24 protein-coding genes are annotated in these 21,506 nt (G+C 63.1%); 9 read left to right on the forward strand and 15 right to left on the reverse strand.

Annotation, left to right across the window (positions count from 1 at the left end; genetic code table 11):
- The first annotated feature begins 115 nt into the window (after positions 1 to 115).
- The 3 genes from GJB56_RS03060 to GJB56_RS03070 all read left to right on the forward strand — a co-directional run bounded on the left by GJB56_RS03060 (position 116) and on the right by GJB56_RS03070 (position 3,055).
- Positions 116 to 1,117, forward strand: a complete 1,002-nt coding sequence (locus GJB56_RS03060; protein ID WP_007727338.1) for a substrate-binding domain-containing protein — start codon at positions 116 to 118, stop codon at positions 1,115 to 1,117.
- 63 nt (positions 1,118 to 1,180) lie between these two features.
- Positions 1,181 to 2,239, forward strand: a complete 1,059-nt coding sequence (locus tag GJB56_RS03065; protein ID WP_003940759.1) for an ABC transporter permease — start codon at positions 1,181 to 1,183, stop codon at positions 2,237 to 2,239.
- A 3-nt stretch (positions 2,240 to 2,242) separates the two neighbouring features.
- A complete protein-coding gene (locus GJB56_RS03070; RefSeq protein WP_007727336.1) occupies positions 2,243 to 3,055 on the forward strand; it encodes an ATP-binding cassette domain-containing protein in 813 nt (270 codons plus the stop codon).
- Between the two features lie 58 nt (positions 3,056 to 3,113).
- Here GJB56_RS03070 and GJB56_RS03075 read toward each other — a convergent pair whose 3' ends face one another.
- The 4 genes from GJB56_RS03075 to GJB56_RS03090 are packed head-to-tail and all read right to left on the reverse strand — an operon-like array spanning position 3,114 to position 6,806.
- On the reverse strand, positions 3,114 to 4,115 hold the full coding sequence (locus GJB56_RS03075) for a Gfo/Idh/MocA family protein (RefSeq protein WP_113683037.1): 1,002 nt from the start codon (positions 4,113 to 4,115) through the stop codon (positions 3,114 to 3,116).
- Complete coding sequence (locus tag GJB56_RS03080; RefSeq protein WP_070796152.1) at positions 4,112 to 4,978, reverse strand: TIM barrel protein; 867 nt, start codon at positions 4,976 to 4,978, stop codon at positions 4,112 to 4,114. Before GJB56_RS03080 ends, GJB56_RS03075 begins: the two co-directional genes overlap by 4 nt.
- Positions 4,975 to 6,015, reverse strand: coding sequence for a Gfo/Idh/MocA family protein (locus tag GJB56_RS03085; RefSeq protein ID WP_113683036.1), 1,041 nt, complete (start codon positions 6,013 to 6,015; stop codon positions 4,975 to 4,977). The genes GJB56_RS03080 and GJB56_RS03085 overlap by 4 nt, the downstream gene beginning before the upstream one ends.
- Positions 6,015 to 6,806 carry an SDR family oxidoreductase gene (locus GJB56_RS03090; protein ID WP_047890271.1) on the reverse strand — a complete coding sequence of 264 codons (792 nt, stop codon included), beginning with the start codon at positions 6,804 to 6,806 and terminating at the stop codon, positions 6,015 to 6,017. The genes GJB56_RS03085 and GJB56_RS03090 overlap by 1 nt, the downstream gene beginning before the upstream one ends.
- 75 nt (positions 6,807 to 6,881) lie before the next feature.
- Between GJB56_RS03090 and GJB56_RS03095 the strand changes: the two genes are divergently transcribed.
- Positions 6,882 to 7,904 carry a LacI family DNA-binding transcriptional regulator gene (locus GJB56_RS03095; protein ID WP_113683035.1) on the forward strand — a complete coding sequence of 341 codons (1,023 nt, stop codon included), beginning with the start codon at positions 6,882 to 6,884 and terminating at the stop codon, positions 7,902 to 7,904.
- A 58-nt stretch (positions 7,905 to 7,962) separates the two neighbouring features.
- Here the strand turns inward: GJB56_RS03095 and GJB56_RS03100 are convergent, their stop codons facing one another.
- Genes GJB56_RS03100 through sdhC form a run of 4 tightly spaced genes read right to left on the reverse strand, consistent with a single transcriptional unit; the run spans position 7,963 to position 11,289 of the window.
- Positions 7,963 to 8,730 (reverse strand): succinate dehydrogenase iron-sulfur subunit, encoded by a 768-nt coding sequence (locus GJB56_RS03100; RefSeq protein WP_003940925.1) that lies wholly within the window; start codon positions 8,728 to 8,730, stop codon positions 7,963 to 7,965.
- Positions 8,730 to 10,481, reverse strand: a complete 1,752-nt coding sequence (gene sdhA / locus GJB56_RS03105; protein ID WP_019747692.1) for a succinate dehydrogenase flavoprotein subunit — start codon at positions 10,479 to 10,481, stop codon at positions 8,730 to 8,732. Before sdhA ends, GJB56_RS03100 begins: the two co-directional genes overlap by 1 nt.
- A 15-nt stretch (positions 10,482 to 10,496) precedes the next feature.
- Positions 10,497 to 10,952 (reverse strand): succinate dehydrogenase hydrophobic membrane anchor subunit, encoded by a 456-nt coding sequence (locus GJB56_RS03110; RefSeq protein ID WP_003940699.1) that lies wholly within the window; start codon positions 10,950 to 10,952, stop codon positions 10,497 to 10,499.
- A gap of 1 nt (position 10,953) precedes the next feature.
- Entirely contained in the window at positions 10,954 to 11,289 is a 336-nt protein-coding gene (sdhC, locus tag GJB56_RS03115; protein ID WP_007727327.1) for a succinate dehydrogenase, cytochrome b556 subunit, read from the reverse strand.
- A 322-nt stretch (positions 11,290 to 11,611) separates the two neighbouring features.
- Between sdhC and GJB56_RS03120 the strand changes: the two genes are divergently transcribed.
- Genes GJB56_RS03120 through GJB56_RS03130 form a run of 3 tightly spaced genes read left to right on the forward strand, consistent with a single transcriptional unit; the run spans position 11,612 to position 14,399 of the window.
- Positions 11,612 to 12,016: a cytidine deaminase gene (locus GJB56_RS03120; RefSeq protein ID WP_019747693.1), complete on the forward strand. Its 405-nt coding sequence runs from the start codon at positions 11,612 to 11,614 to the stop codon at positions 12,014 to 12,016.
- Positions 12,009 to 13,304, forward strand: coding sequence for a thymidine phosphorylase (locus GJB56_RS03125; RefSeq protein ID WP_113683034.1), 1,296 nt, complete (start codon positions 12,009 to 12,011; stop codon positions 13,302 to 13,304). Before GJB56_RS03120 ends, GJB56_RS03125 begins: the two co-directional genes overlap by 8 nt.
- A gap of 9 nt (positions 13,305 to 13,313) precedes the next feature.
- The gene (locus tag GJB56_RS03130) at positions 13,314 to 14,399 is read left to right on the forward strand and encodes an adenosine deaminase (RefSeq protein ID WP_113683033.1); all 1,086 of its coding nucleotides are present in this window, start codon (positions 13,314 to 13,316) and stop codon (positions 14,397 to 14,399) included.
- A gap of 15 nt (positions 14,400 to 14,414) precedes the next feature.
- Here the strand turns inward: GJB56_RS03130 and GJB56_RS03135 are convergent, their stop codons facing one another.
- The 5 genes from GJB56_RS03135 to GJB56_RS03155 are packed head-to-tail and all read right to left on the reverse strand — an operon-like array spanning position 14,415 to position 17,650.
- Positions 14,415 to 15,653: a hypothetical protein gene (locus tag GJB56_RS03135; protein ID WP_020969158.1), complete on the reverse strand. Its 1,239-nt coding sequence runs from the start codon at positions 15,651 to 15,653 to the stop codon at positions 14,415 to 14,417.
- Between the two features lie 47 nt (positions 15,654 to 15,700).
- Complete coding sequence (locus GJB56_RS03140; RefSeq protein WP_113683032.1) at positions 15,701 to 16,000, reverse strand: YbaB/EbfC family nucleoid-associated protein; 300 nt, start codon at positions 15,998 to 16,000, stop codon at positions 15,701 to 15,703.
- Positions 15,997 to 16,338, reverse strand: a complete 342-nt coding sequence (locus tag GJB56_RS03145) for a hypothetical protein (RefSeq protein ID WP_024487457.1) — start codon at positions 16,336 to 16,338, stop codon at positions 15,997 to 15,999. The genes GJB56_RS03140 and GJB56_RS03145 overlap by 4 nt, the downstream gene beginning before the upstream one ends.
- A gap of 8 nt (positions 16,339 to 16,346) precedes the next feature.
- Positions 16,347 to 17,339, reverse strand: a complete 993-nt coding sequence (locus tag GJB56_RS03150) for a C40 family peptidase (protein WP_113683031.1) — start codon at positions 17,337 to 17,339, stop codon at positions 16,347 to 16,349.
- Positions 17,336 to 17,650: a type VII secretion target gene (locus tag GJB56_RS03155; RefSeq protein ID WP_021332526.1), complete on the reverse strand. Its 315-nt coding sequence runs from the start codon at positions 17,648 to 17,650 to the stop codon at positions 17,336 to 17,338. The genes GJB56_RS03150 and GJB56_RS03155 overlap by 4 nt, the downstream gene beginning before the upstream one ends.
- 81 nt (positions 17,651 to 17,731) lie before the next feature.
- Here GJB56_RS03155 and upp point away from each other — a divergent pair, with 81 nt between their 5' ends.
- A complete protein-coding gene (gene upp, locus GJB56_RS03160; RefSeq protein WP_007727319.1) occupies positions 17,732 to 18,355 on the forward strand; it encodes a uracil phosphoribosyltransferase in 624 nt (207 codons plus the stop codon).
- Here the strand turns inward: upp and GJB56_RS03165 are convergent.
- Positions 18,352 to 19,944 carry a phospho-sugar mutase gene (locus GJB56_RS03165; RefSeq protein ID WP_113683030.1) on the reverse strand — a complete coding sequence of 531 codons (1,593 nt, stop codon included), beginning with the start codon at positions 19,942 to 19,944 and terminating at the stop codon, positions 18,352 to 18,354. The genes upp and GJB56_RS03165 overlap by 4 nt on opposite strands.
- The gene (locus tag GJB56_RS03170; protein ID WP_007727315.1) at positions 19,941 to 20,738 is read right to left on the reverse strand and encodes a purine-nucleoside phosphorylase; all 798 of its coding nucleotides are present in this window, start codon (positions 20,736 to 20,738) and stop codon (positions 19,941 to 19,943) included. Before GJB56_RS03170 ends, GJB56_RS03165 begins: the two co-directional genes overlap by 4 nt.
- Positions 20,739 to 20,805: 67 nt before the next feature.
- Between GJB56_RS03170 and GJB56_RS03175 the strand changes: the two genes are divergently transcribed.
- A complete protein-coding gene (locus GJB56_RS03175; RefSeq protein ID WP_019747702.1) occupies positions 20,806 to 21,504 on the forward strand; it encodes an enoyl-CoA hydratase-related protein in 699 nt (232 codons plus the stop codon).
- Positions 21,505 to 21,506 lie beyond the last annotated feature (2 nt).

A 21,506-nucleotide genomic window follows, 5' to 3' on the forward strand; every position in this document is an offset into this window, starting at 1 on the left:
GTCCTAATGTCAGAACAAACTATTGACATTCGACTGTGACGGGTATTACATCTTTCACATACAACCGAGCACCATCCGTTCGCGGGCCGTTGGTTGATGTCGAGAGGGAGTTCACATGTCGTTTCTCACGGGACGCAAGAGCGTTGCCGTACTGGCCGGAGCCTCAGTCGTGGTCTTGGGTCTGGCCGCCTGTTCAAGCACCGGCGGAAAGCCGGATTCTTCCGGATCCGGAATGGGCGCGGGTACGGCGGACACGCCCCGCGCCACCATTGCGATGATCACTCACGAAGTTCCCGGTGACACGTTCTGGGATCTGGTGCGCAAGGGAGCCGAAACCGCAGCGGCCAAGGACAACATCGAGCTCCGGTACTCCGCCGATCCCGAGGCGCCGAATCAGGCCAACTTGGTTCAGAGTGCGATCGACAGCAAGGTCGACGGGATTGCCGTGACGCTCGCGAAGCCTGACGCCATGGTTGCCGCGGTCCAAAGTGCCACCGCTGCGGGCATTCCGGTGGTCGCCCTCAACTCGGGCCTCGAAACCTGGAAGGACATGGGTGTCAAGGAGTACTTCGGTCAGGACGAGTCGATTGCCGGTGAAGCTGCCGGCGAGCGACTCAACACCGAAGGTGCCACCAAGGTGTTGTGCGTCATTCAGGAGCAGGGCAACGTGAGCCTCGAATCACGTTGTGCCGGAGTGAAGAAGTCGTTCAAGGGAACGACGGAGATTCTCAACGTCAACGGCAAGGACATGCCGTCGGTGGAATCGACCATCACCGCGAAACTTCAACAGGACCCGGCAATCGATCGAGTTCTCGCACTCGGTGCTCCATTTGCTTTGACGTCCGTGACGTCGGTCGGCAATGCGGGCAGCAAGGCGAAGGTCGTCACTTTCGACACCAACGCGGCGCTCGTCGACGCCATCAAATCCGGTGACGTGCAGTGGGCAGTGGACCAGCAACCCTTCCTGCAGGGCTACCTCGCCATCGATTCGCTGTGGCTCTACCTCAACAACGGCAACGTGATCGGTGGCGGCTTGCCGACCCTGACCGGACCCGCGTTCATCGACAACACCAACATCGACTCGGTCGCCGAGTACGCCAAGAACGGAACTCGCTGATCCAGGCGCACGGAGGGCTGAGAGTCCGCCCTCCGTGCGCCTGTCCAGCACGGAAGGGAAATCATGTCCACTCAGGCAGATCTCGACCTTGCCGCCCACAAAGTCGTGACCGATGAACGGGTGAAGGAGCAAAAGCGCATTCAGCGCCTACTGCTCCGCCCGGAGATGGGTTCACTTGTCGGCGCCATCGCCATCTTCATCTTCTTCTGTATCGTCGCGGCACCGTTCCGTACGCCGGAAGCGCTTGCGACAGTGCTCTACTCCAGCTCCACGATCGGCATCATGGCTTGCGCGGTCGCCCTGCTCATGATCGGCGGCGAGTTCGACCTATCCGCCGGCGTTGCAGTCACCACGTCCTCGCTCGCCGCGTCGATGATCGCCTACAACCTGCACCTCAATCTGTGGGTGGGTGCGATTCTGGCGCTGGTCGTCTCGCTCGCAGTCGGATTCTTCAACGGCTACCTCGTCATGAAGACGAAGATTCCCAGCTTCCTCATCACCCTGAGCTCGTTCCTGATGTTGACCGGAATCAACCTGGCCGTCACCAAGCTCGTGAGTGGTCAGGTTGCCACACCCAGCGTCTCCGACATGGCCGGATTCGATTCCGCGAAAAAGGTATTCGCGTCGTCGTTCTCGGTCTTCGGGGTGTCCGTCAAGATCACGGTCGTGTGGTGGCTGCTGTTCACCGCGATTGCAACATTTGTTTTGTTCAAGACCAAGATCGGCAACTGGATCTTCGCGGTCGGCGGCAATCAGGATAGTGCCCGCGCGATCGGTGTGCCGGTGACCGCAGTCAAGATCGGTCTGTTCATGACCGTCGGCTTTGCTGCCTGGTTCGTGGGCATGCATCTGCTGTTCTCGTTCAACACCGTTCAGTCCGGTCAGGGTGTCGGTAACGAGTTCCTGTACATCATCGCCGCAGTCATCGGCGGTTGCCTGCTCACCGGTGGTTACGGAACCGCGATCGGTGCTGCGATCGGCGCATTCATCTTCGGTATGACCAACCAGGGCATCGTCTACGCAGGCTGGAACCCGGACTGGTTCAAGTTCTTCCTCGGCGCCATGCTGCTGTTCGCGGTCATCGCCAACAACGCATTCCGCAACTACGCTGCGAAAAGGTGACACATGAGTACCACAGCTGAAGTTCCCGCTCTCTCGAACTCGGGCGGCAACGTGCCACTGATCGAGCTCAAGGACGTCGGTAAGCAATACGGAAACATCATCGCGCTCAAGGGAATCAACCTGCGCGTCGGTGCGGGTGAAGTGACCGGTGTGCTCGGTGACAACGGTGCAGGCAAGTCCACGCTGATCAAGATCATCGCCGGTCTGCACCAGCAGAGCGAAGGTGAACTACTCGTCGACGGCGAACCGACAACGTTCCACTCGCCGAAAGAGGCGCTTGGCAAAGGCATTGCCACGGTCTATCAGGACCTCGCCGTTGTTGCGTTGATGCCGGTGTGGCGCAACTTCTTCCTTGGGCAGGAACTGCGCAAGGGTGGTCTGATCAAGTCGCTCGACGCCAACGCCATGCGCGCGACGACTCTTTCGGAACTGTCGAAGATGGGCATCGAACTGCCTGACGTCGACGCACCGATCGGTAGTCTCTCGGGCGGTCAGCGTCAGTGCGTTGCCATCGCCCGCGCCATCTTCTTCGGTGCCCGCGTGCTGATTCTCGACGAGCCGACAGCAGCGCTCGGCGTCAAGCAGTCGGGAATGGTGTTGCGCTACATCACCGCTGCCAAGGAACAGGGATTCGGCGTCATCTTCATCACGCACAATCCGCACCACGCGTACATGGTCGGCGATCACTTCGTGCTCCTCAACCGAGGCAGGCAGAAGCTCGACGCCAAGTACGACGACATCTCACTCGAAGAACTGACCAAGGAGATGGCGGGCGGTGACGAGCTCGAGACACTGACCCACGAGCTTCGCCGCTAGATCAAAACCCCGCGACTACAGCCTCGGTTCGAATCGAACCGAGGCTGTAGTCGTTTCGTCAGAGGATGGTCGTCGGCCGAACCCCGAGGCCGGATTGCATGTACGCCTCGTCGATCATCGTCATGTTGGCTACCGCGTCGCCCGGTCCGATCGGCAGCGCCGAGACCCCGGACAGATGATCGGCGAACGCTTCGAGTTGCCAGGTGTACGACGACTTCGTGCCCAGCTGCTCGATACTCGTGCGCCCATGGACAGTGACGGAGACACGGTCGTCGACGTCCGGCTGGAGGAAGTTGTGCACCAGGACGTCTCCGTTGGATCCGAAGACCCGGAAGGTGAAGTGGTACTGCTCGTCCAACATCGTTGTCACAACGGATGCCCGCGCTCCGCCGGGATACTCGAGTTCGATGTCGAACCACGAATCGACCCCCGGAGCGTATTCCTCGTGGCGGGTCTCGGTCACCACTGGCGCACCACCACAGACGTCACTCAGCATCCGGGAAGCGTGTAACCCGTAGCAGCCCAGGTCCATCAGTGACCCGCCTGCCAAGGCGAGCTCCCACCGCGGGTCGTTCTCGGATGGTTTGGGCATCCGCAGTACGGTTTCCACCCGAGTGACCGCGCCGACTGTGCCGCTCCGAACCACATCCAGCAGGCGCCGGTTCACCGGATGAAAGAGGTAGTGGAACCCCTCGAGCAGCGTCACTCCGCTCACGCGCGCTGCCTCGGCTACAGCACGCGCTTCCACCGCGTTGCTCGAAAACGGTTTCTCCGTCAGCACGTGCTTGCCGGCCTGAACGGCGGCGAGATTCCACGGTCCGTGCAGGCTGTTGGGCAGCGCGTTGTAGACGACGTCCACCTCCGGATCCGAGATCAGCTCGGCGTACGAACCGACCATCCGTTCGATCCCATGCTGGGCCGCATAGGCTCTGGCCCGCTCGGGGCTGCGTGCGGCAACGGCCACCAGGCGGTGCCCGGTGGCCGTTGCAGGTTTGATCATCGCGTTCGCGGCGATGCGTGAGGCTCCCAGAATGCCTATCCGCAGCGGGGCAGGTGTCACAGAACCGACCGCAGATACTCGACGCTCGCTCGCACATCGCGCACCGGTCCCTCGTCGGACGGAGCCTCGGTCAGAATGGTGTCCTGCTCGAGCACGTACCATCCGTCGAAACCGTGGCGCTGCAATATGGCTGTGACACCGGCGATGTCGACGTCGCCGCCACCGAGCGGACGGTACATTCCCGCCTTCACGCCGTCGGTGTAGGTGAGCTCACCACTGCGAACGCGTGATGCGAGGGCATCGTCGACGTCCTTGAGATGCACGTGGGTGATGCGCTCGGGAGCTTGACGCGCCAGGTCGACCGGATCGGTGCCGCCGATCAACAGGTGGCCGGTGTCCAGGCACAGTGGGATGGCCGAGCCGTCGAGCACTCGCAGGACCTCGTCGCGCTGCTCGATCATCGTTCCGACATGAGGGTGGACAACTGCCCTGATTCCACGCTCGGCCGCGGCCTCGGTGAGGCGATCGAGATTGTGCAGCAAGGTTTTCCAACTCTGCTCGTCCAGTTCAGGGCGTGAATCGTAGCCGTCGGAACCCGTCGCGGCGGCCAGAACCAAAACCTCGGCACCCGAGGCGACAAACCCCTCGAGGATGGGGGAGATGCCGGGCACCGGATCATGATCGTCATCGTGCAGCAGTACTGGTGCAAACCCGCCCACTGCGCTCAGATCGTGATCCGCGAGCACCTTGGCCATTTCGGCGGGTGCTGTCGGCAGAAAGCCCTCCGGTCCGATTTCCGTTGCCGCCAGACCGACTTCGCGCATTTCCCGGAGGACTTGCGCAGGGTCGAGTTGGTAGCCCCAGCCCGGGACTTCGCACACGCCCCAGGAGATCGGTGCGCCGGCGATGCGAGGAGTGCTCATGTGTGTGCCTCATTCTTGTCGTGAAGGAACAGATCTTTGACTTCGGTGATCGTGACGGGCCGACCCTCGCGCAGAGAGTGCGTTGCGGCTTCGGAGATCCAGGCCGACTCGACCGCATCTGTGGGCGTACACGGTGATTCCCGACGCCCGGAGACAACGCCGAGGAATGCTTCGAGTTCCGCACGGTAGGCGGACGTGAAGCGGTCCATGAAGAATGTGTACGGCTCCTTCGAGGGGAACGATGTTCCGGGGTCGAGAGAGCGGAGTGGCAAGCGGTCGTCCAACCCGGCAACGACGGAGTCCGCCGAGCCGAGTACCTCGAGTCGGCAGTCGTAGCCGCGGCCGTTGTAGCGGGTATTTGACACGACCGCGATGGTTCCGCCTTCGAAAGTGAGAACCGTTGCGGCGGTGTCGACGTCACCGGCATCGGCGATCCCGCGATCACCCTGATTCGAGCCGGTGGCAAAAACCGTGGTGACTTCGCGGCCGCTGACCCACCTGACGATGTCGAAATCGTGGATCGAGCAGTCGCGGAAGATGCCGCCGGAGTGTTCGATGTACGAGATCGGCGGGGGAGCGGGGTCGAGGGTGGTCGATCGGAGAGTGTGGATCCAACCGAGTTCTCCAGATCGAACTGCGTCGTACGCCGCCACAAATGACGGGTCGAATCGGCGCTGAAATCCGATCTGGACTGGTACCGACGTCTGCTCGGCAGTCGCGAGGACACGAACCGAGGATTCGATCGAGTCGGCTACCGGCTTTTCGCAGAACGTCGGGATGTCTCGGCGGACAGCGGCTTCGATCAGGTCGGCGTGCGAACTCGACGACGCGGCGATCAGAACGCCGTCGATGCCTGACGCTAAAAGCGCGTCGGGATCGGCAGCGGACTCCACGTCGAGTTCGCTTGCCACGTCCGAGGTTCGACGTGCGTCGACGTCGGTGACAACCAGTGCGTCGACGCCGTCCGTCGTCAGCAGGTTTCGGGCGTGGTAGCTGCCGATTCGTCCGAGGCCGATGACTCCGATACGAGCGCCCATCAGTCCAGCCCTCCGAAGACGTTCTGGTCCCAGTCGATAATCGAACCTGTCACGACTCCGCTGCGATCGGAGAGCAGGAAGACGACGAAGTCGGCGATTTCGTCGACCTGTCCGAGCTTGCCCATGGGGAGGGTGCTGCCCGCACGTTCCTGCCAGTCGTCACCGGCGTCGTGAAAAGCTCTCTGCGTGAGGTCTTCTCCCTCGGTCTGTGTCCACCCGATGTCGAGACCGTTGATCCGGATGCGATCCCAGCGATGCGCATGGGCGGCGTTGCGGGTCAGCCCCGCCAGCCCGGCCTTCGCTGCCACGTACGGCGCGAGATACGGTTGCCCGCCGAGTTCGGACGTGGAGATGATGTTGACGATGGACCCGGGGACCGCACGCTCGCGCATGTCCTTGACGGCTGCCTGCATCGTGAAGAACGGACCGCGGAGGTTCACCGCGATGTGCTGGTCGAAGAGTTCCTCGGTGGTGTCGAGCAGCGTGCCGCGCGAGGTGAGTCCGGCAGAATTGACGAGGGCATCCACGCGGCCGAAGTGTGAGATCGTCTCGGCCACGCTGGCGAGCGCGGAATCGGTCTGCGCCACATCGGCTTCGATGAAGTGGGTTCCCGGAAGTTCTGCCTCGAGAGCCTTTCCGACGTCCGGGCGTCGGCCGGTGAAAGCCACCTGAGCGCCCTCACGGACTGCGGCGCGAACGACGCCGGCGCCGACGCCTTGCGAGCCGCCACTGACCAGTACGACGGTGTCGGCTAGGAGTGCGGGCCTGGTTACGCCCGGCGGAGAAGTCATGGGTTTAGTCTGGCTGTGACGAAGACCTCGAGCAACAGCGAAAAACCATCAAATATCCATCATCGTGAGGTAGTTGTGGCGCATCGATTCAAAGTACGGGAGATCGCTCAGCAGTCGGGCCTGAGTGAGGCCACCGTCGACCGGGTGCTCAACGACCGTCCTGGAGTTCGGGAGGGCACACGATCGGAGGTTCGCCAGGCGATCACGGACCTGGAACGTCAACGCTCACAACTGAAACTGGTCGGGCGCACGTTCATCGTCGACGTCGTGTTGCAAACCCCCGCAAGGTTTTCCGACGCCGTCCGTGACGCGCTCGAGGCTGAACTGCCGACCCTTGCGCCTGCTGTCGTTCGTTCCCGGTTCCACTTTCGTGAAACCGGTTCGGTCGAAGCGATGACGTCGACGCTCGACAAGATTCGCCGACGCGGATCCCACGGAATCATCGTCAAGGCTCCCGACACTCCGGAAGTCGTGGCGGCGATCGATCGGTTGGTGGCGGCAAAGATTCCGGTCGTCACGTTGGTGACCGATGTTCCCGGTAGCAGGCGAGCCGCCTACATCGGCATCGACAACCGAGCCGCCGGAGCCACCGCCGCGTACTTGATCGATCAGTGGCTGGGGGATCGGGACGGCAACGTGCTGGTCAGCATGAGTAGCGGATTCTTCCGCGGGGAGGAAGAACGGGAGATGGGATTTCGCTCCGCTATGCGCGTCTCGGCTCCGCATCGCCGTTTGATCGACATTCCGAACAGCGACGGTCTGGATCAGACGAGTAGGAAATTGGTGCGAGCGGCACTCGAATCCGATCCGCAGATCCGTGCCGTGTATTCGATCGGTGGTGGCAACCTGGCCACGGTCGACGCGTTCGAAGAACTGAACCGGGAGTGCAGTGTCTTCATCGCTCACGATCTCGACGGTGACAATCGAAAGTTGCTGGGGGAGAGGCGAATATCAGCGGTGCTCCACCACGATCTGCGGGCGGATGTTCGCACTGCTTGTCAGGTGGTCATGAAAGAACACGGCGCCATGGGCGCTCACTTCGGCTTTACGACGTCACCGGTTCAAGTCGTGACACCGCTCAACATGCCCCCGACATAGCTGTGCGCGGTTAGGGAGTCCGGAGACTCCCTAACCGCGCACAGGGCCGAAGGCCTGACTATCGAGCGAAGAGCAGCGCTCGCTTGACTTCCTGAATAGCCTTTGTCACCTGGATGCCGCGGGGGCATGCGTCGGTGCAGTTGAACGTGGTGCGGCAACGCCACACGCCGTCCTTGTCGTTCAGGATGTCGAGACGCTCGGAAGCGGCCTCGTCACGGCTGTCGAAGATGAACCGGTGTGCGTTGACGATGGCAGCGGGACCGAAGTAGCTGCCGTCGCTCCAGTACACGGGGCACGACGTGGTGCAGCATGCGCACAGGATGCACTTCGTCGTGTCGTCGAAACGAGCACGGTCGTGCTGGCTCTGGATGCGCTCACGAGTGGGCTCGTTGCCACTGGTGATGAGGAACGGCTTCACGGCGCGGAATGCGTCGAAGAAGGGTTCCATGTCGACAACCAGGTCCTTCTCGACGGGCAGGCCCTTGATGGGCTCGACCGTGATGGTGACCGGCTTGCCGTCCTTGGGCAGCATGTCCTTCATCAGCAGCTTGCAGGCCAGACGGTTCACACCATTGATCCGCATGGCGTCCGATCCACAGACACCGTGTGCGCAGCTGCGACGGAACGTGAGGGTGCCGTCGAGGTAACCCTTCACGTACAGCAGCAGGTTGAGCAGACGGTCGGTGGGCAGTGCCGGGACCTGGAAACTGTCCCAGTGCTGGCCCTCGCCCGATTCGGGGTTCATCCGCGCGATCTTGAGAGTGACCATGACGGCCCCCTCGGGAACAGCGGGGAGTTTGGGTGCATCTACAGCAGGCGCAGACATCAGTACTTACGCTCCATCGGCTCGTAGCGGGTCTGGATCACCGGCTTGTAGTCCAGACGGATGTCGGAGAGCAGGCCGTCACCCTCCTTGTACGCCATCGTGTGCTTCATGTACTCGGCGTCGTTGCGATCCGGGAAGTCCTCACGAGCGTGGCCGCCGCGCGATTCCTTGCGGTTGAGGGCGCCGACGACGGTGACCTCTGCCATTTCGAGGAGGAAGCCCAGCTCGATGGCCTCGAGCAGGTCGCTGTTGTAGCGCTTGCCCTTGTCCTGGACCGTGATGTGGTTGTAGCGCTCCTTGAGAGCACGCACATCCTTGAGTGCCTGGGTGAGGCGCTCTTCGGTGCGGAAGACGGAGGCGTTGTTGTCCATCGACTGCTGCAGCTCGGTGCGGATGTCCGCAACGCGCTCGTGGCCGTGATCGGACAGGATGACGCCGACCCAGTCTTCGACCATCGCAGCCGGGGTTTCCGGCAGGTCGACGAACTCGGTGGAGTTCGCGTACTCGGCGGCAGCGATGCCGGCGCGGCGGCCGAACACGTTGATGTCGAGGAGCGAGTTGGTGCCGAGGCGGTTTGCACCGTGCACGGAAACGCAGGCACATTCGCCGGCGGCGTACAGGCCCTTGACGACCTCGTCGTTGTTGCGCAGAACCTCACCGTTGATCTTGGTGGGGATACCGCCCATGACGTAGTGGCAAGTCGGGTAGACGGGCACGGGCTCCTTGACGGGGTCCACGCCGAGGTAGGTGCGCGAGAACTCCATGATGTCGGGGAGCTTCTCGTCGAGAACTTCCTCGGGGATGTGCGTCACGTCGATGTAGACGTAGTCCTTGTTCGGGCCGGCGCCGCGGCCTTCCAGAACCTCGAGGACCATCGAACGGGCCACGATGTCACGCGGAGCGAGGTCCTTGATGGTGGGGGCGTAGCGCTCCATGAAGCGCTCGCCGTCGGCATTACGGAGAATGCCACCTTCACCACGGACGGCTTCCGAGATCAGGATGCCGAGACCGGCGAGTCCTGTCGGGTGGAACTGGTGGAACTCCATGTCCTCGAGGGGCAGGCCCTTGCGGAAGATGATGCCCATGCCGTCACCGGTGAGGGTGTGCGCGTTGGACGTCGTCTTGTACATACGTCCCGAGCCGCCGGTCGCGAAGATGATCGACTTGGCGTGGAAGATGTGCAGCTCGCCGGTCGAGAGCTCGTAGCAGATGACACCGGTGGCAACCGGGCCGTCCTCGGTCTCGGTGATGGCGATGTCGAGCGCGTAGAACTCGTTGAAGAACTCGACGTCGTGCTTGACGCAGTTCTGGTACAGCGTCTGCAGGATCATGTGACCGGTGCGGTCGGCTGCGTAACACGCACGGCGGACGGGTGCCTTGCCGTGGTCACGTGTGTGGCCACCGAATCGACGCTGGTCGATCTTGCCTTCGGGCGTGCGGTTGAACGGCAGACCCATCTTCTCGAGGTCGAGCACCGCGTCGATGGCCTCTTTGGCCATGATCTCGACGGCGTCCTGGTCGGCGAGGTAGTCGCCGCCCTTGACGGTGTCGAAGGTGTGCCACTCCCAGTTGTCTTCCTCCACGTTCGCCAGTGCGGCACACATGCCGCCCTGGGCCGCGCCGGTGTGGCTGCGGGTGGGGTAGAGCTTGGTCAGTACGGCCGTGCGGGCACGGGGGCCAGCTTCGATTGCCGCACGCATGCCTGCGCCGCCGGCGCCGACGATGACCACGTCATAACGATGTTCCTGCATGAAGTCTGTGCTCCCCTAGCTCGCCGAGATATTGGGGTCGAAGGTGAAGATGACGTACGTGCCCAGGCCCATGATCAGGATCATCGAGAGAACGAGGATCGTGGTCAGCCAGAAGCGCGTGGAGTCCTTGCGGGAATAGTCCGCGATGACCGTGCGCAGGCCGTTACCGCCGTGCAGCTGTGCCAGCCACAACATCGTCAGATCCCAGAACTGCCAGAACGGGCTGGACCAGCGACCTGCGACGAATGCGAAGTTCAGACGGTGAACGCCACCGTCGAGCATCAACATGATGAACATGTGGCCCAGGACCAGAACGATCAGGGCGACGCCGGAGAAGCGCATGAACAGCCATGCGTACAACTCGAAGTTGTTCCGAGCCTTCGCGCGCGGGGACCGCGGGTTGTCCAGGCTTGCGGGACGGTCGTATGAGGTGCCCAGGCTCTTGGCTTCGGGTCCGTGAGTAGTCGCCATGTCAGTGCTCCGCAAACATGTTGATGAGGATGCGTCCGGCGCCTGGGATCATCACCAGGAACCAGATCGTCAGAATGGTCCAGAGCATGACGCGCTGGTACTTCGGGCCCTTCGACCAGAAGTCCACCAACATCACGCGCACGCCGTTGAGGGCGTGGTAGAGGACTACGCCGACGAGGCCGATCTCCATGAGGCCGACGAGGGGGTTCTTGTACGTGTCGATGACGGCGTCGTACGTATCGGGATTGACCCGAACGAGTGCCGTATCGAGAACGTGTACGAATAGGAAGAAGAAAGTAGCGACGCCTGTGATCCGGTGTAGAACCCAGGACCACATTCCGGGGTCGCCCCGGTAAAGCGACCTCGTGCGCTCCTTCTGAGGAGCGGCTTCAGTCGTAGTACTCATCGAGTGCTGTGCCTCCAACGTCATTGGTGGACGCGTCGAGCCTGCAGAGAGCTTCGATGTACCTCAGCCCGGGCTCGACGGGATCCTGAACCGACTTGACTCAGACTCTAAACCTATGTGAAACCGGGAACTAATCAGATGCGGGATTCGTACGCGTACCAAACTCTTTGTAAGGTTTGCCTTTCCAATCTCGCCTAGCCGGTTTCGGCGTGGTTTCTGCATCCATTCAGTCGGCGTGATTGGATAACGAACCATGGGTGACATCGACTGGAAGTTGTTGCGGCACAACGCGCAAGTGGTCATGCGGCAGGCTTATGCACCGTACTCGGGCTATGCAGTGGGTGCAGCTGCCCTGGTAGACGATGGTCGGATCGTCTCAGGATGCAATGTGGAAAATGTCTCATACGGTTTGAGCCTGTGTGCCGAATGTGGACTCGTCGGTAACTTAGCCGCCACCGGGGGCGGGCGGCTGGTTGCCTTCACGTGCTGCGACGCGAAGGGCTCGATTCTGATGCCATGCGGCAGGTGCAGACAGCTTCTTCTCGAGCACGGCGGGGGTGAGATGCTTGTCGACACGAGCAGTGGGTTCAAGCCGCTGAGCGAGCTGTTGCCTGATGCTTTCGGGCCGGAACAAGCAGAGGGGCTCCGCCATGTTTGACGCAGTTTCCATCATCGGCGCCAAGCGTGACGGCCGCGAGTTGTCGGGAACCGAGATCGACTGGATAGTTCAGGCGTTCACTGAGGGGGTCGTCGGCGACGAGCAGATGTCGGCGCTCGCGATGGCGATCTATTTCCGAGGAATGTCACGAGCAGAGACCGGCCGATGGACCGAGGCAATGATCGAATCCGGCGGGAGGATGGACTTTTCGGACTTGCCGCTGCCCACCGTCGACAAGCATTCCACCGGTGGCGTGGGGGACAAGATCACCCTTCCGCTCGCGCCCCTCGTCGCGGCATGTGGTCTTGCAGTCCCGCAGTTGTCGGGACGCGGACTCGGCCACACCGGTGGAACTCTCGACAAGCTCGAGGCCATTCCAGGTTGGCGAGCCGAGCTCACGGCGACGGAGATGGTCGACATACTCGCGGACCCGAAAATCGGCGCGGTGATCTGCGCTGCCGGAGCGAACCTGGCCCCCGCCGACAAGAAGCTCTACGCGCTGCGCGACGTGACGGGAACGGTGGAATCCATTCCGCTGATCGCAAGTTCGATCATGAGCAAGAAGATTGCCGAGGGAACCGGCGCCCTGGTGCTCGACGTCAAAGTCGGTTCCGGAGCGTTCATGAAGGACCTCGGCGACGCGCGAGAGTTGGCACGCACGATGGTCGAGTTGGGCAACGACGCCGGCGTGCGTACAAGTGCTCTCATCACCGGGATGGACACCCCGCTGGGATTGACGGCTGGCAACGCTCTCGAGGTGCGTGAATCCGTCGAGGTACTGGCAGGCGGCGGGCCGTCCGACGTCGTCGAGCTGACCCTGGTCCTGGCTCGGGAGATGCTGTCCGCGGCTGGGATCGACGGTATCGACCCCGCAGACAAACTGGCCGACGGCACAGCCCTGGACCGGTGGCGCGCGATGATCGCCGCACAAGGTGGGGACCCACACGCGACGCTGCCGGTGGCCCGGCACAGCGACGTCGTCACCGCGGACCGAGACGGCGTACTGACCCGACTCGACGCCATGGCGGTGGGCGTCGCGGCCTGGAAGCTCGGAGCCGGACGCGAACGACAGGGCGAAGCCGTTCAGGCCGGTGCCGGCATCGAGATGCACGCGAAGCCCGGCGACGTGGTCCGCGCCGGCCAGAAGCTGATGACACTGCACACCGACACTCCCGAGAGATTTGATGCTGCGCGGCGGAGCCTCGGCGGAGGCTGGTCGATCGGGGCCGATTCCGACACCGTTTCGCGACCGTTGCTCATCGAGCGAATTGTGGGTGATTCGCGTTAGCGTTGGCGAATGAACGCACCGGAGTTGACCACGATCCGCAGCGCACCCAAAGTTCTTCTCCACGATCATCTCGACGGAGGACTCAGGCCCGAGACCGTCCTCGACCTCGCCGAGCAGTGTGGCTACACCGAGCTGCCGGCGAATACGGCATCCGAACTGGCGCAATGGTTCCGAACTGCCGCTGACAGTGGATCGCTCGAGCTCTACCTTGAAACGTTCGCGCACACGGTCGCCGTGATGCAGACTCCCGAAGGGCTCGCGCGGGTCGCGCGCGAGTGCGCCGAGGATCTGGCCGACGACAACGTCGTCTATGCCGAAATCCGTTTTGCGCCCGAGCAGCACCTGGAACAAGGCCTGACTTTGGACGAGGTCGTCGAGCACGTTCTCGAAGGTTTCCGGGCCGGCGAATCCGCTGCCAGGGTCGCGGGACGGGAGATCCGAATCGGGTGTCTTCTCACGGCGATGAGGCATGCCGCCCGGTCACGGGAGATCGCCGAACTGGCTGTGCGATTCCGGGACCGCGGCGTCGTCGGTTTCGACATCGCCGGTGCCGAGGCCGGTAACCCGCCGAGCCGGCACCTCGACGCCTTCGAATACATGCGTGATGCGAACGCCCACTTCACGATTCACGCGGGTGAGGCGTTCGGGTTGCCGTCGATCCACGAAGCCATCGCCTTCTGCGGAGCGGATCGGTTGGGCCACGGCGTGCGGATCGTGGACGACATCGACGTAGCCGGCCAAGGTGGGGCAGAGCTGGGTCGACTCGCGAACTACGTCCGTGACATGCGCATTCCCCTGGAACTGTGCCCGAGTTCGAACGTGCAGACCGGAGCGGTAGCCGCCCTGGCGGACCATCCGTTCGGACTGTTGGCGGACTTGCGCTTCCGCGTGACCGTCAACACTGACAACAGACTGATGAGCGACACCAGCATGAGCCGGGAAATGGCCGCGTTGGTCGAGACCTTCGGTTACGGCTGGACCGATCTGGAACGCTTCACCATCAACGCGATGAAGTCGGCCTTCATCCCGTTCGACGAGCGCCTCGCGTTGATCGACGACGTCATCAAGCCGGGTTACGCCGTGCTCATCGGCTAGCTGACGTGCACCCGACTACTCAGATCGCAGCCGGGCCTCGAACTCACGCTCGAGTTCGCGCCAGGCCTCGGATTCCTTGGTGAACGGCGCACTCGGAGCCATCCGCGACGGATCGGGGTTGAGGAGGTACGAGACGTACCAGCCCAGCTCGTTCGACGCGGACAGAGCCTCCTCGGTGGAGTCGTCGTCGGCGAAATCTGCTGCATCGGTGAACAATTCGACGGCAAGTTCCAGTTGCTCGGCGTCGACGACGTCCGGGCCCTGGGCGAGGTCGTCGGCGATGCCGGGCAGAACGTAGACGTTCTCGTCCGTGACCTCGATTTCGAGTGAACCGTCGACGGCCGCATTCTGAATTTCGCCGTACGTGCTGACCTGCGAGAGATCGTGTTCGTGGTTGTCGGCGAGGTAGCGAGCGAGTGCGCGCTCGCTACGGAAGACGGTGATCAGTCCGTCCTTGCCGAGAAAGATCGCCTGATCGCCCATGTAGCAGCGCAGAGTGTAGAACGTCTCGGCTGATGTGATGATGCGGATCGGGTCGACACCGACCTCGCCCCAGAAGGTCTCGACTTCGTCTTCCTCCTCGTCGAGGTCGTCTTCGTCGAATTCCTCGTCCTCGCCCTCCTCGGCGACATCGTCGGCGTCGACGGTGTTCTCGGCGGCAGCGAGCAGTTCAGCTTCGGCGACCGCGACGGCAGCTGCGTCGACCTTCGGGGAGGTGACCACCTTGTCGATGGCGTCGAGAACGGCGTCCCAGTCCTTGACGATCGCAGCGCCGACCTGGTCCCACAGCTCCAGGCCTTCGCGACCTTCGAAGGTGCCGGCGCCGGTCGCAAGCGCGCCGAGAACCGGATGGCCGCTGAAGAAGCGGATGACCGCGTCCAGTTCGCACACCTCGCCGATGTTGCGAGCCATGTTCAAGGTGTCTTCGAGTTCCGAGACCGCCAGTGCCTCAGGGTCACCTGCGGCCAGTTCCGGCACGCCGACGAAGTCGAACGTGAAGTTCTCCTCCGGTTCGAGCTCGGCTGCCGACAGTCCGGAGACGACGGCCCACGCCGGATGCTCGACCAGGTCGTTGTCGGAGTCCGTTCGGATGAAGGCCGCGAGTTCTGCGACGGAGGAGAACCCGTACAGGTCTTCCTCGTGGCCGAGGAACGCTTCCCACTCGTCGTCGCCCTCGCGCCAGCGGGGTGCCCACAAAGTGACGAGGTCTCCGTCGGTGAGTCCGATTTCGATAGGGACGATGTCTCCAGCCATGGGCGGAAGCCTATCCACCGCAGAGCGAAAGGCATAGCGGGGGTTCGTCACGTTTGTTTCAGTGCCACTCGGAGCTCACTGACCAGTCGCTCTCGTTCGTCGTTGGACTGTCGAACTGCCTGGTGAATTGTTGCCACCGTCAATGCAGCCACAGAGCGAGAATTCATCGCGGTGATTGAGTCGGTAATCCGTAGGTCGACCAGAGCGCCCAGCCCGTCGACAGTCGCCGTGACTATCCCACCCTCGCTCGAGACGACTGCCCGCAGAGCGCCGACCCCGTCGACGGCGTCCTCCAAGAGTCCGGTCCGGTGTTTCGCCAGCTCCATGATTCGATCAATCTCGCTCATATCGAACGCATCCAGCTCGACGGAAGGTTCTGGCCCTCGGCGGCGTCGACATCGGCCAGTTCGTCTCGGGTCGCGAGACCGAGCCGATCGAGGATCGCTGCCGGGACTCCGGTCTCTTCGAGCTCCACACGATGGCGGGCGCCGGCCTCGATTGCTGCTTTCGAGCACAGCGTGAGTATCTGTTGCGCCAACCGTTCCCCGCCGTACCGCAGTTCCTCCTGGCTGATCCGCAGGTCCACGGGAATGGCGTGTTCCGTGGCGCGGACCGCGATGGTTTCGGCGCGGTTGACGGCGACGGCTGTGATGATCGGCGGTGATTCCCGCATGTTCTCGTTCATGTTTCCTGTCATTCTGTCGGACGGTAGAAACCGTGAAAGCCCATGCCGCTGTTCGTGGTTCGGATGGCGCTGATTTCGACTGGGTCGCCGGCTTCGATCATCTGGCCGCTGCCGATCACCATCGCGACGTGGCCGTCCCAGACCGCGAGGTCGCCCGGCATCAGATTGTTCTGATCGACCTGGTTCCCGATTCCCTGTTCCTGAGCCAACCTCGGAATATCGACTCCGGCCTGGCCGTACGCCCATTGCGTCAGACCACTGCAGTCCAGACCGACTCCGGGTGTCGTGCCTCCCCAGGCGTACGGGACACCCTGTTGAGTAAGCGCGTTGCGTACGGCAGCAGCGGCCTCGGCGTTCGGTGCGGTGGCAATCGAGCCGTCGGGAAGTTCGACCTCTACTCCACCGACGGAACCAGAACCACCGACGGAACCGGAACCACCGACGGAACCGGAACCACCCACCGAACCGGAGACTCCAGGTGCGGGATCGGGTATCGGGACGGACGGAACGAGTGCGGACATCTTGTCGGTCGACCCCGCCAGCTCACCGCGTACCCGCTCGATAACCGATACCGCGCGTCCGAGGTGCTCCAACGCGGCCGACAACAACATCAATTGGCCCGTCGGTGTCATGAGCGTCGGCCCGGCCTTGATCGCGAGTGTCAGAAACGACTGGAGAATCTCACCGAGTTCGGTCATTCCCGCGTACACGGACGTTGTTGCTTCGTCCACGACGCCGGCGATGTCGGTCCCACGATCGGCGAGGTTTCGCGTCGACGTCTGCGTCTGCTCGGTTTTGGTCACCGCAGCGGTGAGTGCCGTGGACGAGCTCTGAGAGGACGCCAATTCGCTCAGAGCAGCGCTTCCCAATTGGTATGCGATCTCGAGGGCGTCCGTAGCGATTCGGATGCCGACGTCGGGTCCACTTGCGCTGGGGACGCCAGTCCCGACAATGTCGACCAGATCGATGATCGGTCGTGCGAGTGCGTCGACGTCGATCATGAGCGTGCGGCTTCAGCGAGAGTCGTTCGTACCGATTCCTCGGAGTCGAGATAGATGGCGTGAGCGTCGCGGGTGGCTGACTGGACGCTGGAGATCACAGCGGACAGTCGATCGATGTCGTCGATGTGCGCTTGCTGTGCTCGGCTCGCGACATCGACGAAGTCGCCGCCGATCAGCCCCAGCACAGCGGACAGAGCCAAGTGATCGCCACCCGCCGCGTCCTGTCGAGCTTGCGCGACGTTGTCGGCAACAGTGCCCAACCGCGTGGCGAACTCCGCGATGCTTTCAGTGTCCAGATCCAGATTTGTCAACTTGTCTTCCCCCCGTTGCGCTTACTCCTTCTTGGACGCCGCGCGGGGTGCTCCGGTTCCCGAGGAACTATTCTGATGGTCATGCAAACGCACGTAGTCGACCATCCGCTCGCGGCGGCCCTCTTGACGACAATGCGTGATGCACGCAGTGAGAACGCAACTTTTCGTTCCGCACTTCGCAGGCTCACGCACATGCTGGTCTACGAGGCCATGCGTGACGCGGAGGTCGAGGAGTTTCCGGTCGACACCCCGGTAGCAGCGACGACGGGCATCCGGCTCGCGAAGCCGCCGTTGTTGGTACCCGTGCTGCGGGCCGGTCTGGGCATGGTCGAACAGGCGAGTGCGCTGATTCCGTCGGCCGGCGTCGGCTTTGTCGGAATGGCACGTGACGAAGAGACTCATCAGCCGGTTCCGTACCTCGAATCCCTGCCTGCGGATCTGTCCGGTATCCCGGTGTTCGTGCTCGATCCGATGCTCGCCACCGGTGGCTCGATGGTGCACACCATCGACTTGCTGGTTGCGCGTGGCGCGACGGATGTCACGGCAGTGTGCGTCGTGGCCGCTCCGGCCGGCGTCGACGCGCTGGCAGCGTCCGGCCACCCGGTTCGTCTGGTCATCGCGAGCATCGACGACGGACTCGACGAGAACGCTTTCATCGTCCCCGGTCTCGGTGACGCCGGCGATCGGCAGTTCGGACCCCGCTAGAGCGAAAGGGCGAAGGTTCGGAGTTCCGCCAGCCGGGTCTTCGCCTGCTCTAGTGCCTTCGCGAGGTCGTCGCGGTTCGCCACCGGGACGACAACTTCGAGATAACACTTGAGCTTGGGCTCGGTTCCGGACGGTCGAACAACCACGCGGATCGACGGCCCGTCGAATATCACTGCGTCGGTGCGCATACCACCGCGAACCAGGGACAAGTCCTCGGTCGTGACCGGCTCACCCGCGAGTTGGCCAGGAGGATCGGCGCGTAGTCGTTTCATCATTTCGGCGATGTCGCTCAAATCCTCGACGCGGCGGGATACTTGGTCCCCGCGATGCAGTCCGAATTCGACGGCATAGTCGCCTAGAACGTCCAACAGGGTTCTGTTGCTGCCCGCGAGGGTGGCAGCCAAGTCGGCCACAAGGACGGCAGCTGAGATTCCGTCCTTGTCCCGCACCACATCCGGATCGACGCAGTGCCCGATCGCTTCCTCGTAGGCGTAGACGAGTCCGTCGCCGGCGCGCGTGAGCCACTTGAATCCGGTGAGTGTCTGCGCAAACCTGGCTCCGCGAGCTTTCGCCAACTTCGAGAGCAGAGTCGAGGAGACGATCGTCGTCGCCACCAACGAATCTTCGGGCGCCGTGTGCAGTACGTGGTCGGCCAAGAGCACCCCGGTTTCGTCGCCGCGCAACATGCGCCACTGATCACCGTCGCGAACTCCGACGGCGCAGCGGTCGGCATCCGGGTCGAGTGCGATCGCCAGATCCGCGTCGACACTTCGGGCAAGGGCGAGCAGGCGGTCTGCGGCACCGGGCTCTTCGGGATTGGGGAACTCGACGGTCGGAAACGTGGGGTCGGGATCGAACTGCTCCGCCACGACGTGCAGGTCGTCGAATCCTGCTGCTCGCAGAGCCGCTGTCGCAGTCTCGCCGCCGACGCCGTGCATTGCCGTGAGCGCAATCCGGATCGAGCGGGCGTCGCCGTGCGGGAGGGTCGCGATGCGGGCGATGTACTCCTCGACCAGAGAATCGTCGGCCGGAATCACCGATGCTCGCGCGACGTCGGCGGCACTACCGATGCGGGCGATCTCGCTCTCGATTTCACGATCGGCGGGGGAGACGAGTTGCGCTCCGCCCGAGAGATACACCTTGTAACCGTTGTCGGCGGCAGGATTGTGGGAGGCAGTGATCTGGATACCTGTCGCTGCCCCGAGCCTGCGCACCGCGAACGCCACCAGCGGTGTCGGCAGTGGGCGGGGGAGCAGGGTCACCTCGAACCCGGCCGCTGCCATGACCTCGGCGGCCGCGAGAGCAAATGCCTCTGAACCGAGCCGGGCGTCGCGGCCGACCACAACGCGGGACCCGCCCTGGCAGCGAGCTGTCAGCCAGGCCGCCAGACCGGCCGTGGTCCGGATGACGACCGCGAGGTTCATGCCGTTGGGTCCGCCGCGCACCGGCCCGCGAAGCCCAGCAGTGCCGAACGTCAATGGTGCGGAAAAGCGTTCGGTCAGTTCATGTTCGGGAAGGGCTGCTAATTCTGCGCGGGTAACTGGGTCCGGATCGGCGTCGATCCACTCGGTGACGTTCAGTGGTGTCACAGCTGCTCGACCAGTTGACGCAGCAGCACTCCCATCCGGGCCGCCGATGCTTTGCCTGCCGCCAGCACTTCCTGATGGTCGAGCGGGGCGCCCGTGATTCCGGCGGCCAGATTGGTGACCATGGAGATGCCGAGAACGCGGGCGCCGAGCGCGCGAGCCGCGATGGTCTCGTGAACCGTCGACATGCCGACCAGATCGGCGCCGAGTGTACGAAGCATTCGAATCTCGGCCGGAGTCTCGTAGTGAGGACCGGGAAGCCCGGCGTAAACACCCTCGGCAAGGTCCGGGTCGATCGAGCGAGCCAGCGCACGCAGTTCCGGCGAGTATGCGTCGACCAGGTCGACGAACTCTGCGCCGACGAGGGGAGAGCGGGCCGTCAGGTTCAGGTGGTCACTGATCAGCACCGGTTGCCCCACTGCGTAGTCCTCGCGGATACCGCCGGCCGCATTGGTGAGGATGACCGTGTCGGCGCCGGCAGCAATGGCTGTCCGGACCGGGTGGACGACGGTACCGAGATCGTGGCCCTCGTATGCGTGCGCGCGCCCGAGCAGCAGCAGAACTTCGGTGTTTCCGACGCGCACCGAACGAATGGTGCCCGCGTGACCGAGCGCGGACGGTGGGGCGAAGCCAGGAAGATCCGCCATCGAGACTTCGGCTGTCACGTCCGCACCGGCGTCGCCGAACACGTCTGCGGCATCGGTCCACCCCGACCCGAGCACGATGGCGACTGACGGTGACGAAGAGCCAGTCATGGCGGACAGAGCAGCGGCGGCGGCCTCGGCGATCGTTCCCATGTGAGCAACCCTACTGAGGAGTCGGGTCGGTTCGCCGGGTGAGTTGGCGGGCGTTACTCTCCCATCCATGCCTTATCTCGAACGCGACGGCGACGTATTCATCCTGTACCTCGGCAACGAGGGCGAAACGGACAACGAGAACCGCTTCGGCCCTGAGTGGATCGACGCTGTTCACAGCAAGTTGGACGAGGTCGAAGCGCACGAGGGGCCCGCAGCCCTGGTGACCACCGCGACGGGCAAGTTCTACACGAACGGCCTGGACACGACGTGGATCTTCGGCAATCTCGACGGTCTGCCCGGCTACCTGGACAAGGTCCACACCATCTACAGCCGTTTGTTGACCTTCCCGATGGCCACGGTCGCGGCCGTGCAGGGGCACGCGTTCGGCGCCGGCGCCATGCTCGCGTCCTCACACGATTTCCAGATCATGCGCGCGGACCGCGGCTTCTACTGCCTCCCCGAGGTCGGACTGAACATGCCGTTCACTGTCGGCATGTCAGCACTGTTGAACAGTCGTCTGCCCAAGCAGACGGCAGTCGACGCGATGACGACGGGGCGTCGATTCGGCGGCGCCGACGCGCTTGCTGCCGGCATCGTGCAGGAAACGGTCGACGGCGACGGAGTACTCGCCGCAGCAGTGACCAAGGCGTCGGCACTGACGTCGACTCACGGCAAGAACTTGGCGGGAATCAAGGCAGGCATCCACCGCGATGCTCTTGCGGACCTCGCTCAGGTGACTGACAAGAGCAACTTCTCCTTCGGGTGAGA

The sequence above is a fragment of the Rhodococcus sp. AQ5-07 genome (genome assembly GCF_009707305.1).
Classification (GTDB): Bacteria; Actinomycetota; Actinomycetes; order Mycobacteriales; family Mycobacteriaceae; genus Rhodococcus_F; species Rhodococcus_F erythropolis.